13 protein-coding genes and 1 tRNA gene are annotated in these 12,437 nt (G+C 63.4%); 8 read left to right on the forward strand and 6 right to left on the reverse strand.

The genetic code is table 11. The annotated features are described in order from the left end of the window. Positions 1 to 141 precede the first annotated feature (141 nt). Entirely contained in the window at positions 142 to 522 is a 381-nt protein-coding gene (locus K2Y42_RS11345; protein WP_291152385.1) for a hypothetical protein, read from the forward strand. Positions 523 to 836: 314 nt separating this feature from the next. Here the strand turns inward: K2Y42_RS11345 and K2Y42_RS11350 are convergent. Both K2Y42_RS11350 and K2Y42_RS11355 read right to left on the reverse strand, forming a co-directional pair. Beyond that, positions 837 to 912, reverse strand: a tRNA-Ala gene (locus K2Y42_RS11350). 168 nt (positions 913 to 1,080) lie between these two features. Beyond that, positions 1,081 to 1,461: a TIGR02300 family protein gene (locus tag K2Y42_RS11355; RefSeq protein ID WP_291152387.1), complete on the reverse strand. Its 381-nt coding sequence runs from the start codon at positions 1,459 to 1,461 to the stop codon at positions 1,081 to 1,083. A gap of 159 nt (positions 1,462 to 1,620) precedes the next feature. Here K2Y42_RS11355 and K2Y42_RS11360 point away from each other — a divergent pair, with 159 nt between their 5' ends. Then, positions 1,621 to 2,490, forward strand: a complete 870-nt coding sequence (locus K2Y42_RS11360) for an IS1595 family transposase (protein ID WP_291151880.1) — start codon at positions 1,621 to 1,623, stop codon at positions 2,488 to 2,490. Positions 2,491 to 2,610: 120 nt separating this feature from the next. On the opposite strand, the gene K2Y42_RS11365 is transcribed toward K2Y42_RS11360, so the two are convergent. Further along, a complete protein-coding gene (locus tag K2Y42_RS11365) occupies positions 2,611 to 3,267 on the reverse strand; it encodes a hypothetical protein (RefSeq protein ID WP_291151882.1) in 657 nt (218 codons plus the stop codon). Between the two features lie 248 nt (positions 3,268 to 3,515). Between K2Y42_RS11365 and K2Y42_RS11370 the strand changes: the two genes are divergently transcribed. The 5 genes from K2Y42_RS11370 to K2Y42_RS11390 all read left to right on the forward strand — a co-directional run bounded on the left by K2Y42_RS11370 (position 3,516) and on the right by K2Y42_RS11390 (position 10,037). Beyond that, complete coding sequence (locus K2Y42_RS11370; protein WP_291152389.1) at positions 3,516 to 4,556, forward strand: class 1 fructose-bisphosphatase; 1,041 nt, start codon at positions 3,516 to 3,518, stop codon at positions 4,554 to 4,556. Between the two features lie 77 nt (positions 4,557 to 4,633). After that, on the forward strand, positions 4,634 to 5,512 hold the full coding sequence (locus K2Y42_RS11375) for a phosphoribulokinase (protein ID WP_291152390.1): 879 nt from the start codon (positions 4,634 to 4,636) through the stop codon (positions 5,510 to 5,512). 130 nt (positions 5,513 to 5,642) lie between these two features. Then, positions 5,643 to 8,141: a TonB-dependent siderophore receptor gene (locus tag K2Y42_RS11380; RefSeq protein ID WP_291152392.1), complete on the forward strand. Its 2,499-nt coding sequence runs from the start codon at positions 5,643 to 5,645 to the stop codon at positions 8,139 to 8,141. Between the two features lie 119 nt (positions 8,142 to 8,260). Beyond that, positions 8,261 to 8,944, forward strand: a complete 684-nt coding sequence (locus tag K2Y42_RS11385) for a Fe2+-dependent dioxygenase (protein ID WP_291152394.1) — start codon at positions 8,261 to 8,263, stop codon at positions 8,942 to 8,944. A gap of 4 nt (positions 8,945 to 8,948) precedes the next feature. Next, positions 8,949 to 10,037: an alpha-hydroxy acid oxidase gene (locus tag K2Y42_RS11390; RefSeq protein ID WP_291152396.1), complete on the forward strand. Its 1,089-nt coding sequence runs from the start codon at positions 8,949 to 8,951 to the stop codon at positions 10,035 to 10,037. Between the two features lie 57 nt (positions 10,038 to 10,094). Here K2Y42_RS11390 and K2Y42_RS11395 read toward each other — a convergent pair whose 3' ends face one another. The 3 genes from K2Y42_RS11395 to K2Y42_RS11405 all read right to left on the reverse strand — a co-directional run bounded on the left by K2Y42_RS11395 (position 10,095) and on the right by K2Y42_RS11405 (position 11,594). Next, positions 10,095 to 10,415, reverse strand: coding sequence for a hypothetical protein (locus tag K2Y42_RS11395; protein ID WP_291152398.1), 321 nt, complete (start codon positions 10,413 to 10,415; stop codon positions 10,095 to 10,097). 100 nt (positions 10,416 to 10,515) lie between these two features. Further along, positions 10,516 to 10,926 (reverse strand): arsenate reductase (glutaredoxin), encoded by a 411-nt coding sequence (arsC, locus tag K2Y42_RS11400; RefSeq protein ID WP_291152400.1) that lies wholly within the window; start codon positions 10,924 to 10,926, stop codon positions 10,516 to 10,518. A 32-nt stretch (positions 10,927 to 10,958) separates the two neighbouring features. Beyond that, positions 10,959 to 11,594 (reverse strand): hypothetical protein, encoded by a 636-nt coding sequence (locus tag K2Y42_RS11405; protein WP_291152402.1) that lies wholly within the window; start codon positions 11,592 to 11,594, stop codon positions 10,959 to 10,961. A 215-nt stretch (positions 11,595 to 11,809) separates the two neighbouring features. Between K2Y42_RS11405 and K2Y42_RS11410 the strand changes: the two genes are divergently transcribed. Continuing rightward, the gene (locus K2Y42_RS11410) at positions 11,810 to 12,382 is read left to right on the forward strand and encodes a TIGR00645 family protein (protein WP_291152404.1); all 573 of its coding nucleotides are present in this window, start codon (positions 11,810 to 11,812) and stop codon (positions 12,380 to 12,382) included. Positions 12,383 to 12,437: the final 55 nt, after the last annotated feature.

Raw genomic sequence — 12,437 nt, forward strand, 5'->3', positions numbered from 1 at the left:
TGACGTTGCCGAGATCGAAGCCCTGCTAACGAAGGCGCTGGGCATCCGGGAAAGGTAGGCCAGGATGATCCACAAGGCTTCACAGTGCGGCGGCGGCAACTCGAAGAACAGGAAGGCGAGCGTGCCGCTCACGGTGGCATCATGCGCTTCGCCGCCCAGATCGATGCGACGAAGAAGGGAAGCAGCGCCTTCAGAACATTCGCCGCCGAGACGGCACAGAGGACAAGGGCGGCAGCGATGTCGAGGATGGAAAGCGTTGCCCTCAATCATCCACACTCCGAAATAATTGCGGACGATCAAACCTCACTTTCAGCGGCCGGTTGGGGTTATGTTCCGGGTTGGACGCTGAGAGGTTATTGTGGCGCTCTGGCAAAGGTGAGGGATGCCGTGCGAATCATGGTGCTACTGCTAATGCTGGCTGCAGTAACGGCCTGTTCGCGCTACGATCCCGTGCCGCCCGGCGGCATTGTCACCTGCCATACCGCACAACCGTCCGGCGAGCACCAGAAAGGCTGCGGCTGATGGATCGCGGTAATCAGGCGCTCTTGTCATATGCATCCAGCATGGTCCCGTGACTATCCGCACGGTGCAGGAGCGCATTCAGGACGCCGAAGGACTTTGCCTGCGATGATCGACGGGCAGCGGGGCAAGCTGGATGGTCATCCCCTCAGTTTGTCGAGAACCCAAGGAAACTGCGGGCTTATGAGCGATTGCCCGACCGTAGAGTGGCCCCCAAACTGCTTTGTTTGATGGACCACTGCTCTACCGCAGAAATGAGGGTGTCAAACCGCCGGAATGACCCGTTTTTCAGAGGTTAAAGGGTGGCAATTATGGTTTGGTGGAGCCAAGCGGGATCGAACCGCTGACCTCTTGCATGCCATGCAAGCGCTCTCCCAGCTGAGCTATGGCCCCTGACCATGGGAACGGACGTCGGGAGAACTCCCTTGTCCGCACGCGTCAGATCGTTTGGATCGGACGCGATTGAGAAGACCGGCTCATTAGGCCGATCGCCTCGAATCTGCAAGTGCGAAATTGGCGGCGGTCCCAACAAAAGGTGAGGCCGCCGATTTATCGCAGCGCTTAGCGCTCTTCGTCGCCCTCGGTCACCGGCCCGCCGATGATGTTGGAGACGTCACCGCCCTCTTCCTCTTCTTCTTCGAGGAAGGTCTCGTCCTCTTCAGCCGCAACGTCGTCCTCGGCGTCCTCGATCTCTGGCAGCGCCTCATCGACATCGGCCTCGGCCACCTCGGCGGGTGCGGGCTTTTCGGCGAAGTCGGACTTGCGCGACCGGCGGCTCGGCTTGTCATCGCCGGCGCCAAGCGCCAGCGGCGAAGACGCGAGTTCGTAGATCGAACCGCAGATCGGACATGTGATCGGGTTGCGGTTGAGGTCGTAGAACCGCGCGCCGCATTCGTTGCTTTGGCAGGAACGCTTGGTCCCGCGCGCTTGTTTCGTCGCCATGGCTTTTTGCTCAGCAGTGAATTTGGGATAGCGGGGTCTGCCACAGTGCATGACGGCTGTCAAAACGAATCCGACCGCGAGGCGGGGAAACCGGCCTGATTGACCAGTTGACGTATGTGACGGGCTGCGCTATATTGGCTGTAGATGGAGGGAGCCACTATGGCCAAGCCGATGAACGTCATTGAATTTATGAAGCTTTTCCCGAGCGACGACGCTTGCCTGGACCACTTGTTCAAGGCGCGGTTCGGCGCGGATCACGAGTGCTCGCGCTGCGGCGAGACCGGGAAGTGGAAAAAGCTGACCAAGATGCCTGCGTACACCTGCCAGTGCGGAAACCACGTTCACCCCATGGTCGGAACGCCGTTCCACAAGTCGCACACGCCGCTCCAGAAGTGGTTCTATGCGATGTACCTGTTCACCACGACGCGCCATGGCGTTCCCGCCAAGGAGCTTCAGCGCCAGCTTTCGGTGAACTACAAGACCGCTTGGCGCATGGGCCATGAAATCCGGAAGTATCTCGCGCTCGTAGACGGCGACCCGCCGCTGTCTGGCCACGTCGAAGTTGACGAAACCTATGTCGGCGGTCGCGTGAAGGGGCAGGGCCGTGGCCGTCGCAAGGGCGACAACAAAACCATCGTTGTCGGTATTGCCGAGCGTGGCGGCGACGTGATCGCCCGCGTCGTGCCGGACAACAAGAGCGCGACGCTTGTGCAGCACGTTCTTCAGAACGTCACACCGAACTCGACCGTCAGCACGGACGAGGCGAAGCAGTATCACTATCTGAAGGAACTCGGTTACCCGAACCACGGCGTCGTGAACCACACGACTGAAGAATGGGTGCGCGGCGTGCATCACACGAACACCATTGAGGCGTTCTGGTCGCTTCTGAAGCGCTCGATCCGTGGCACACACGTTCAGGTTTCAGCGCGCCACCTGCCTAAGTACCTCGCGGAGTTCGAGTTCCGGTGGAATCTCCGGCACTCTCCCGAGGCGATGTTTCCTCTCCTACTAAAGCGCCTTGGCTCATAACCCGCAGGAGCTTCAAGAAGCGCTCGCGATCAGCCTCGGAAGGATGCTGATCGCAGAACCGCTTGAAGTCGCCGCTCTCGCGAGCTTCTTCAAGGCTAAGGTATTTGCCGCGAGACATATTCAGCCTCCGTGAATCACCCAAGAGGTCTCATCTAGCAGCCTCTGGCTCGCTTTGAGGAGTTTGTTCATAAGCTCATCTGTGCGATCCGGCCCGGTCGCGTGCTTCAACAGCGTGGCTGCTAAAAACAAATCGCTGATCAGCGGATTCAACGTGTCATCTCTCAAATAGTCACGAGAGATCGACTGGAAACGTTGAGTGACGGCATCATCGTTCGGCCCGTGCCCCATTGCCATCGCTTCGATCTCTTTAACGCTCTCACGAAGCTCTAATATTTTGTCTCTGCCATACTTTCGGTCAGCATCCCACGCCCTGGCTAGCTGTTGTTCTCGGGAGAGTTGACCGAGTTGCACAGTGCGGACGACATACTCGCGTTTTTCGATGGGGGCCGGCGCTGGTCTCTCCAGCCGGACAGCATACTCAATGCAAGCGAGCGCAACCGCTGTCAGCGCTACGATGACCCAACCCCACCACGGAAGAAATCCAGTCGTGTTACTCAGAAAATCGTTCACAGTGGGCATTTTTTCGGCCCACTGCTGAGATACAAATTGTGCGCCGATGAGATCGTAGAAGCCCACTGCGCTGAGAATAGCCCAGGCCCACTTATAGGCGGGCCGTTTGCGCAGAACGGTAAACAAGACGTCGAGGCGTTTTTGCATATTCCCGACCCTGCCTGAGTCGCCCCCACCGTGGCGGCGCTACTCATAGCACGATCCCCAGACATACGGCAACTGGCCAGTCCCGTATCATTTTCTAAGGATTGTTCATCAAAACCTGAGTAACGGGCCCGCAGGTGAAAGATGAACCTTGCGCAACGCCACGGCGCACCGTCGAATGGCCATAAGCAAAAACACGCGTTTCGGCGCCGCCCCGCGGGCGGCAGGCCGGACAACGGAGACGCAGAAGAATGGAAGAGCCGATCGATCTAGGCACGTTCCTGGATCTCTGGGCGAAGGGAGACCCAGCGCGCGGCGACATCGCAGTGACTGTGGTTCGCCTGTCGGATGCCTGCTGCAGGATCGGCAATCTCGTAGCACTCGGCTCGATCGCCGGCGCGCTCGGCTCGGAGACCGGCCGCCAGAGCGGCTTCGACCGGCAGAAGGAGATCGACGTCCGGGCGAACGACCTGATCGTCGCCTCGCTCAAGGATGCACCGGTCGCTTCGCTTGCCTCGGAAGAACTCGAGTGGGCGCTGCCCATCAATCCAGGTGCGCCGCTGGCGGTGGCCGTCGATCCCATAGACGGGTCGTCCAACATCGACGCCAACGTTTCGATCGGCACAATCTTTACCATCCTGCCGGCGCGCGCGAACGGCGTCGACACATCCAGCTTCCAACAGCAGGGCCACGCCCAGCTCGCCGCCGGCTTCGTCGTCTATGGCCCCTTCACCTCGCTGGTGCTGACGCTTGGCGAGGGGACGCACATCTTCACGCTCCAGCGCGCGTCGGGCCAGTTCCTACTGACCAAGCGCAGCGTGCAAATTCCGGTCGCGACACGCGAGTACGCCATCAACGCGTCCAACTACCGCTTCTGGGGCGAATCCGTCCGCACCTACATCGATGACTGCCTGCGCGGGCGCGACGGCCCGCGCGGCAAGGACTTCAACATGCGCTGGACGGCCTCGCCGGTGGCGGACATCTATCGCCTGCTCACGGGCGGCGGCATTTTTCTCTACCCGGGTGACATGCGCGAAAACTACGCCCATGGCCGGCTGCGGCTGGTTTACGAAGCAGCGCCTTTCGCGTGGATCATCGAGCAGGCGGGCGGCGCGGCGAGTTCCGGGCAGGAGCGCATCCTCGATCTCGTGCCGACGTCTCTTCACCAAAGAACGCCATTTATCGCCGGATCGCGCACCGAGGTGGACTATGTCGTGCGGCTTCACCGCGATCCGCACGGGCTCGGCGAGCGTTCGCCGCTGTTCGGGCGGCGTGGCCTTTTTCGAACCTAGCGTCTTTCCGCGTCGCGCAACGTCTCCCGCCCACACCCTCCGACGGCGCACCGTCAAACTGAAAAAGAACGAAGCTCATGTCCGCCAAGCATCCCATCATCTCCGTCACAGGCTCCTCCGGCGCCGGTACAACGAGCGTCCGGCGGACGTTCGACCAGATCTTCCGGCGTGAGACGATTTCGGCCGTGTTCGTCGAGGGCGACGCGTTCCATCGCTACAACCGCGAAGAGATGCACGCCGCGCTCGCGACCGCCAGCGCCAACGGCAGCCCGACGCCGAGCCACTTCGGCGAGGAGGCGAACCTGCTGCAGGAGCTCGAACTCCTGTTCAAGACCTACGGCGAGATCGGCACCGGGCGCGCGCGCCACTACGTTCACGACCACGCCGAGGCCGAAATCTACGGCTCGCCTCCAGGCACGTTCACGCCGTGGGAGGAGGTACCCTACGGCACCGACCTCATGATCTACGAAGGGCTGCACGGCGCGGCCATCACGAGCAAGGTCAACATCGCGCGGTATGCGGATCTGCGCATCGGCGTGGTGCCCGTGATCAATCTCGAGTGGATCCAGAAGATCCATCGCGACAAGGAGGAGCGCGGATATTCGCCGGAGGCGATTACTGACGTAATCCTGCAAAGAATGCCGGACTACGTGAAGTACATCTGTCCGCAGTTCACGGAGACGGACATCAACTTCCAGCGCATTCCGACGGTCGATACGTCGAACCCGTTCGTGGCCCGGTGGATCCCGACGCCGGAAGAGTCGATGGTGGTCATTCGCTTCAAAAACCCCCGTGGAATCGACTTTTCCTACCTGCTGTCGATGATCCAGAACAGCTGGATGTCGCGCGCGAACTCGATCGTCATTCCGGGCGGCACGCTGGATCTCGCGATGCAACTCATCCTGACGCCGATGATCCTGCAGCTGATCGAGCGGAAGCGGCGCACCTTCTTCTAGGTCGCAGTTGTGACGTCGAATCCTCCTTAGGGGATTTGAAAACTACGCAGGGGTGCGCGTTTGTTGACTCCGCGGGTCTAGTATCACTTTTCTGTCCCTACCGTTTTTTCTACGCGTGGGGGACCAACCTATGACTTTCAATCGCGACGCCGGCGCATCGCTTGGCTCGTCTCTTTTTGACATGACTGCATCCGACCTGACGCCCGACCTCGCTCCGGCCAATGGCGGCCTGCGTAGCGATCAGGCGGCGACGCGCATCCTGACGGCGCTCTGCATGCTGGCTGCGAGCCCGGCCACGATCGCCGTTGCACAGGAAGGCAACAAGGCGGCCGAGCCCGCGGATCTGCCGCCGCTCGTCGTCGAGACGACCCAGAAAAAGAAGAAGTCCGCCGCCGCGAAGAAATCCGCCGCTCCCGTTTCGCCCCTTCCGCAGGCTCCGGCACCGCAGCAGCAGGTGACCGACCGGCCGCAGACGCCACCTCTGCCCGGCCAGGCCGGCCCGGTCGCGCCCGGGGAGTACAAGGCCGACTACGTGACCTCGAACAAGATGACGGGGCCGCTGCTCGATACGCCGCAGACGGTCACCGTCATTCCGGGCACCATCATCGCCGAGCGCGGCGCGACGACGCTGACGCAGGCACTGCGCAATACGCCCGGCATCACGTTCGACGCCGGTGAGAACGGCTTCTCGACGTCGACCAACAATTTCAAGATCCGCGGTTTCGACACCAGCGGCAGCATCTTCGTCGACGGCGTGCGCAACTCCGGCAGCTTCGCGCGCGACATGTTCAACGTCGATCAGGTCGAAGTCATCAAGGGCGCAGCCGCAGACAACGGACGCGGCGGCGCGGCCGGCTATGTCAATCTCGTCACCAAGACGCCGCAGCTCGAGAACTTCGTGCGCGGCGAGGCCAGCATCGGCTTCGACGAGTACGACTCCGACGCGCGGTTCCGGTCGACTCTCGACGTCAATCAGCGCATCGGCTCCGTCGCCATCCGCATGAACGGCATGATCGAGAACGGCGGCGTCGCGGGACGCGACGTGGCAGAGGCCAACGCTTACGGCCTGGCGCCGTCTATCGCTTTCGGTCTCGGCACCGAGACGCGCGCGATCTTCTCCTACGAGCATCTCGAGCGGAACGACCTTCCCGACTGGGGCGTGCCGGGCGCGACCGTCAGCGGCCTGGATCGCTTCGTGCCGGCCGCCGGACGTGCCAGCCGCGACACCTTCTACGGCTTGGACTCGGACTTCGACGATGTGCAGGGCGACCGCGTCATGGCCCGCATCGAGCATGACATCAACGCCAACTTCACGATCACGAACCAGTCCGTCTGGGAACGCGCCACGCGCGACTCGCGCTACACGGTTCCGACCGGCATCAACGCCGCGGCGACCCGCGCGACCACTCAGTTGCAGTACTATGGCCGCGTGGGCGAGTCCTTCAGCAACCAGACCAACCTGGCTGGAACGTTTGTCGCGGGCGGCTTCAAGCACACGATTTCGACGGGTGTCGAATACACCAACGAAACGTCCGATGCCGATCGGTTCGGCACGCTCAACAACCCGGGCGGCCAGCCGGATCTCTTCAATCCGAACCCGGACCGCTACAACGGGCCGTTCGCCAAGCCGACCTCGACGAACTCCGTCGAAATCGAGACGGTTGGCGTCTATTTCTACGACACCATCCAGCTCACGCGCCAACTCGAGCTGGTCGGTGGCTTGCGCGCCGAGCACTACGACGTCGCGATCAGCGGCGCGACGGCGGCGGGCGTGCCCATCGCGGCCGACAGCTTCGAAGACACGGAGACCACGCTCGGCGGAAAGGTGGGGCTTGTCTACAAGCCGGTGCAGAACGGAACGTTCTATGCCGCCTATGGCACATCCGCGCTGCCGCCGGGATCGTACCTCTCCAACCCCGACATCTCGCGCACCGGTGAGGGCGCGTTCCCCGGCCTCGTTCCCGGCGCGAAGACGATCCGCATCGAGAACTACGAAGTCGGCGTGAAGTGGGATTGGCTCGGCGGGCGCCTGTCGACCACGGCCGCGGCGTTCTACACCGAAAAGCAGGATGTGCCGCGCGGCAGCTTCGCCAACTTCGCCTACGGCGACCAGGCCGTCAAAGGCATCGAGCTCGGCGTGGCGGGCAATCTGACGGATCGCTGGAAGGCGTTCGGCGGTCTCGTGCTGCTCGACAGCGAACTCAAGCACGGGCAGGACGTGGACGATGCCGCGCGCGGCGGCGGCGGTGGCGCGGACTACAGCGGCGCGCTGACGACCAACGGCGACGAGCTGGCGTTCACGCCGAACTTCTCGGCCACCCTGTGGATGACCTACGACGTGACCGACAAGCTCACCTTCGGCGGCGGCGTGCAGTATGTCGGCGAGCAGTGGCTGGGCCGTCCGGACGACGCGCTGCGCATCGTCAAGAACGGCGTCTACGGCAAGCTGCCCGACTACTTCCTCGTCAACGTGATGGCGTCGTACGAGCTGACGGACAACGTCAATCTTCAGTTCAACGTCGATAACCTTTTCGACGAGGATTATGCGGTCACGACGAACTGGAACGGCACACGCGCCACGCTCGGCGCGCCGCGGACGTTCCGCATCGGAACCGCCTTCGATTTCTGACTTTTGTCGGAAACAATCATTGGACATCGCTGGCCCGGGCGTGCTTTTTTCGCCCGGGCAGCAACGATAGGATATGAAGTGCCGGGCTTGCCCGGCCTTCTTGCGTTTGAGGAACCCCGATGCTTGTGACGATCCCCGATGTGCTGACGCCGGACGAGGTCGCGAAAATTCGCGGCGTGCTGGAGGGCACGGCGTGGGTCGACGGGCGCGCGACCGCCGGCGACCAGGCGGCCAAGGTTAAGAACAACCTCCAAGTGCCCATCGACGCGCCGGCAGCGCAGGAGCTTGGGCAGATCGTTCTCAGGGCGCTGGCGGCCAATCCCAAGTTCATGACGGCGGCGCTTCCGCTCCGAGTTCTGCCGCCGATGTTCAACCGCTACGATGTGGGCATGACGTTTGGGGCGCACGTCGACGGTTCGGTCCGCGCGATCCCGGGCTCGGGACAGAGAATGCGGACAGACGTCTCCTCGACGCTGTTCCTCACGCCGCCCGAGGACTACGACGGCGGCGAGCTTGTGGTGCACGACACCTACGGCACGCACACCGTCAAACTCCCGGCCGGACATATGGTGGTCTATCCGGCGACGAGCATGCACAGCGTCACGCCCGTGACGCGCGGAAGCCGCTGGGCCTCGTTCTTCTGGACGCAATCCATGATCAAGGACGATTGGCGCCGGCACATGCTCTACGACCTCGACATGTCGATCATGAGCGTGCGCTCGCGCCTGCCGGACGACGATCCGGCGGTCGTCGGTCTCGCGGCCCACTATCACAACCTCATCCGCCACTGGTCGGAGACCTGAGGCCGTGACGGCTCCTGCCTCGCTTCCGGTTTCGCTGGCCGACTACGAGCGGCTGGCGGAAGCGCGCCTGAGCGCCGGAGCCTGGGCTTATTTTGCGGGCGGAGCCGCCGACGAGATCACGGCCCGGTGGAACCGGGAGGCGTTCGACCGCACGGCGCTGCTGCCGCGCGTGCTGGCGGGCGGCGCGGGCGGCAGCACAGCGCTCACCCTGTTCGGCCGCGCCGTGGCCCACCCCATCCTGGTCGCGCCGGTCGCCTACCAGAAGCTTGCCGATCCGGCGGGGGAATGCGCAACCGCGGCCGCGGCGGAGGCGCAAGATGCCGAGATGGTGCTCAGCACGCAGGCCAGCGTGACGCTCGAAGACGCGGCGCGCGCGGGGGCGACCTGCCGCTGGTTTCAGCTCTACGTTCTTCCGAGCCGCGCGGCGACGCTTGCCCTTGTGCGGCGCGCCGAGAACGCAGGCTACGCGGTGCTGGTCGTGACAGTCGATGCGCCGATCAACGGCGTACGCAACCGGGAGCATCGCGCGGGCTTCAAGCTTCCCCCCGGCATCGCGGCCGAAAACCTGCGCGGCCTCGAGGCGAGCGACAGCACACCGCTGGCGGAGGGCGAGAGCGCGATTTTCGACCGGTTCATGACCGCCGCGCCCACGTGGGACGATCTAGCCTGGCTGATTTCCGAGACGAAGCTGCCGGTTGTCGTGAAGGGAATCCTGGCGCCGGACGACGCGGTGCGCGCCATCGAAGCGGGTGCGGCGGGCGTGATCGTGTCCAACCATGGCGGGCGTACGCTCGATACGGCTGTCGCGAGCCTGGATGCGCTGCCCGCCGTGGCCGAGGCTGCTGCGGGCCGCGTGCCGCTACTGCTCGACGGCGGCATCCGACGCGGCACGGATGTGCTCAAAGCGCTGGCTTTGGGCGCGTCGGCCGTGCTGGTGGGACGGCCGATCGTGCACGGGCTTGCCGTCTCCGGCGCATTCGGCGTCGCGCATGTGCTGCGGCTACTGCGCGATGAGTTCGAAGCGGCGATGGCGCTGACCGGCTGCTGCACGCTGGCGGACATCGACCGCAGCCGCATCTGGACGCGCTCCTGAGCAAACCATAGGCCTGCAAAAATACGATTCCGGCTCGAATGCCGGAACCGCTAAAATTTAGTCTTCGGGCGGCGGCTCGAAGCGGGCATCGGCGCAATATTCGCCGTTCCAGTATCTGAACGTGCCGCAATCCTCGGGCCGAAGCTCGTAGGTGTATCCATACACGCGCGGCCCGACGATCACGCCATCACCCGGATCGACGTCGTTGACATCATCGATCACCTGCTCGTCGACGTAGGCCGGCTCGTCGGCATAACCGCGTTCATCGACATAGGCGCGGTCGCCATACGCGTCCGCGTCGATATACACGTCCTGCGCATCGGCCGAGGTCATCAGAGCCATACTCAATGCTGCTGCTGCGATGCCAGCTCTCATCATGGCAGTCCTCCGTTGCGACATGTCCCGACTGCCCAAACAATGTCCTTGGGTTCGAACGGGTTCCGGTTGCCGGCGGGAGAGACGCCGACCTTCCGTGGCGCTAGCGCTTAACTCCAATAACGACTTCGCCGTCCTCCTTGGTAAACGGCCCGATCTCGGGATTGGGGAGAATATCCAGCACCGCTTCCGACGGGCGGCACAGGCGCGTGCCCAGCGGCGTGACGACGATGGGCCGGTTGATCAGGATCGGATCCGCAATCATGGCGTCGATCAGCGCGTCGTCGGCCAGGGCGGGATCGCCGGGCGGCATGGCTTCGAAGCGCGTGCCCTTGCGGCGCAAGAGGTCGCTCGGCGGTATGCCCATCGCGCCGATCAGCGCCACCAGCTCCGCTCGCGTTGGCGGGGTTACGAGGTATTCGATGACGCGCGGCTCTTCCCCGCTCTGGCGGATCATCGCCAGCGTGTTGCGTGACGTGCCGCACTTCGGATTGTGATAGATCGTGATGGTCACGCTGTCCGCTCCCTAGTCGTTGCCGCCGCGCCTCAGCGAAAGATCGGCTCTCCGGCTCTTATCAGATCCGCCAGCTCATCGGCGTCAAAGGGATACCCCTCGGCCTTCGGCTCCATACGCAACGCCTCGATCGTGGTGGCCTGATCGTAGCGTGGCTTGACGATGCCCGATGCGCCGTTCGATCCCAGCGACGCGCAGTAGCCGATGCCGTAGTCGAGGATGGCGCCCGAGCCCACGGACGCGCACATGTCGTTGCCGATCAGAAGGCGCGCGCGCATCGAGCCGATGACGCTGAAGGACGAGTCCGAGTAAGCGATCAGCACGGCGCCGTCCGCCTGCATATCGCCATCGATGAAGATGGCCGCGTCATACTCGCTGATGAAATGCTCGCAGCGCACGTCCCCCAGCACGATGAACAGTCCGCCGCATTCGTAGCTGGACCGGAGATCGACTTCGCGCGCCACGTCGAGATCGCCAACGACGAGCGTGCAGAACGCGGGCGTCCGAAAGGCCGTCTCCAGGCGCAGCGGGCCGTCGTGCACGGCGGCATCGATCGCCCGGCGGTCATAGCCGAACTCGTAGCGCGCAAATTCCTCGCGAAACGCGGGGCTGGCGGGCGCGGCGGCCAGCAGCGCGTCGAATTCGTCCAGGGATACGGTTCTGAACACGACGGTCGATCCTCGATCGTGGCACGGGCGGCGCGGCGTGGCGCGGGGCAACCCCCTTGGAATTCCAGCGGCTTCCTGCGCCACCCCATCCATCAGGGAACTTGCATCGGTATTCAGATCACACCAACCATATGCCGCACCCCCGCGCTAGCCGCTTTCGCACGTCATGCGGCGGTGCTATCGACCGGCGCCTCACCGCAACGCATGTGGACCCCATGACCCAGCATCCCGACGATCGCTCCGTGCTTCGTGTTCTCGCGAACCTCATTTTCGGATCGCGCTGGCTGCAGGTGCCCCTCTACCTCGGCCTCATCATCGCGCAGTGCGTGTACGTGTTCCTGTTCATGAAGGAGCTCTTTCACCTGATCGGACACGCAACCGAGTTCGGCGAACAGCAGATCATGCTGATCGTGCTCGGCCTCATCGACGTGGTCATGATCTCGAACCTGCTCGTGATGGTCATCGTCGGCGGCTACGAGACCTTCGTGTCGCGCCTCAAGCTCGAAGGTCATCCCGACCAGCCCGAGTGGCTGAGCCACGTCAACGCCAGCGTGCTCAAGATCAAGCTCGCGATGGCGATCATCGGCATCTCGTCGATCCACCTGCTCAAGACCTTCATCGAGGCGGGCAACCTCGGCGCCGAGGGCGCGCGCTTCACGGAGGCGGGCGTCATGTGGCAGACCATCATCCACATCACCTTCATTCTCTCGGCCATGGGCATCGCCTACGTCGACTATCTCGGACAGGTGGCCCTGTCTCGAAACGGAAAGAACGGCGACGGCCACTAGGGCCGCCCCGCAAAGCGGTCTCGCGCGACGTCCGAGACCACCTCGAATTCGCCAC

The sequence above is a fragment of the Hyphomicrobium sp. genome, assembly GCF_019744875.1.
Taxonomy (GTDB): domain Bacteria; phylum Pseudomonadota; class Alphaproteobacteria; order Rhizobiales; family Hyphomicrobiaceae; genus Hyphomicrobium_C.